The sequence below is a fragment of the Mesorhizobium sp. ArgA1 genome (assembly GCF_053714375.1).
This window is the reverse complement of sequence record NZ_JBSKBQ010000084.1, coordinates 1-1,770: the sequence shown is the minus strand read 5'-3', so window position 1 is coordinate 1,770 and position 1,770 is coordinate 1. Positions and strand designations below refer to the sequence as shown.

General features: G+C 62.5%; 2 protein-coding genes and 1 pseudogene. All 3 read right to left on the bottom strand.

The genetic code is table 11. The features are described 5' to 3' along the window. On the bottom strand, positions 1–908 hold a 908-nt coding region (locus ACWGTI_RS32375; RefSeq protein WP_454590644.1), incomplete at its 3' end, for a transposase. Between the two features lie 63 nt (positions 909–971). Next, positions 972–1,224: pseudogene (gene tnpB, locus ACWGTI_RS32370) on the bottom strand (IS66 family insertion sequence element accessory protein TnpB); the annotation flags it as partial. Next, the coding region (gene tnpA / locus ACWGTI_RS32365; RefSeq protein WP_454590643.1) for an IS66-like element accessory protein TnpA at positions 1,221–1,770 on the bottom strand (550 nt) is incomplete at its 5' end. The gene tnpA and the pseudogene tnpB, both read right to left, overlap by 4 nt.

Genomic DNA, 1,770 nt, shown 5'->3' with positions numbered 1-1,770 from the left:
GCGGGCCCCTTCCAGGGTCGGTCGTCCGTCGCATGCGCCCAGAACTGGCAGGTCCGTGTTCGACCCCGGCCTGGATCAAGCACCGGCATCGGCGTTTCGTCGCAGAACAGCCGCGCAAAGCCATGCATCGTCTTCAGCTGCAGTTCATAGAGGCCCTTGGCCATCTGCGCGGCACTCTTCATCCAGCGCGAAAGCGTCTGCCGATCAACCTCCACGCCCCAGCCCGCCAGTATCTGGGATTGACGATAGAGCGTCGACTGCCAAGCGTATTTCGCCGCGGCGATATGCGCGACCAGGGCCGTGGTCACCATGCCGCCCTCGATGAGCCGAGCCGGTGCTTTCGCCTGGACGACCGCTTCCTCACAAGCTCGGCAAGCGTATTTGGGGCGGATTGTCCGCAACACGCGCAATAGCGCAGGAACCCGGTCAAGTGCTTCGGCGACGTCCTCTCCGATCCGACGCATTTGCGCCGTGCAGCATGGGCACAGCGTCGAGGATGGTTCAATCACCTGCTCGTGGCGGGGCAGATGCGCGGGTAGTGCTCCAATGTTGCGCCGGGCCTTTGTGCGCTTCCTCCCCGCCGTGCCCGGCGCCGTATCGTCGTTGGCCGCAGTCGACGCAACAGCCTCCTCGCCTCCCAGGCCAAGCGCCAGTTGCTTGGCATATATCACCACCGCGCGCTCTGAGCGCGTCCCAAAAATCAGCGTTTTCAGCATCGAGATTTCCGCGCGAAGAGCGTCGTTCTCACCCTGCAAGGCAAGCGCCATTTCGGTGAGCACAGCTGGATCTCGAGAAAGGTCTTCGGGCCGGAAGGGCATGAGGCAAGCTAACCAAATCACCCCAAAATAACCAGCAAAATCAGACACCTCAGGCAACAATTGTTGGCCGCTTAACTGCGCGCGGCTCAACCTGGCGCCATTCGCTCAGGCCCTCGAACAGCATCGCAAATTGCGTCGCCGTCAACCGCATCGTTCCTGCCTGGATCGGCGGCCAGGTAAAACGCCCTTCCTCCAGCCATTTCGTCGCCAAAATCATCCCACTGCCATCAAAAATCAGAAATCGCAATTTGTCTGCGCGTTTCGACCTGAAGACGAAGACGTCCCCACCGTATGGATTGCCCGCCAGTCCCTCCGAGACCAATGCGACCAAGCCGTGCACACCCCTGCGGAAGTCGACTGGCTCCGTCGCCACAAACACGCGCGTGTCCGATCCGAACGCGATCACCGTGTCGACCTCAGTGCCGAAACGATAATCCGAAGCGTCGCGGCATCTGCACCCTGAGGTACCCGCACCCGCGCGTCCCCAATCTCGATTTCGATCCTGTCGCTCGACGACGCATTACCCTCCTGCCCGCCGACCATCGAGCCAGCGGAAACGCGTTCCACCCGCACCTGCGCAAACATCGGCGCGCCGCGCAGCGCCTCACGTGCCTGGCGCCGCCACACCGAAAGCAAACCCCGGTGCACCCCGTTGCGGCGCGCTACCTCGGAGACGCTCACATCCGGATCCGCACTCTCGGCAACAATCCGTGCCTTCTCCTCGGCGCTCCAATCGCGCCTTCGCCGATCGCCGGTGATTACCTCGATACGCCGGTAAGTGCCGGCATCATGCCTGTATCCATCCATGGAATTTGCAGCCTCTGTTGATCCGAGGCTGCGAGCCTTGCTCAGCGCGCGTACGAGCGCCAGATGGGGGTAAGCGCTCATTTCCATGCACGTTGACGCCGCCGCCTTCAACGACGGTGGCTCAAACGGGCGCGTCCGGGCGGAT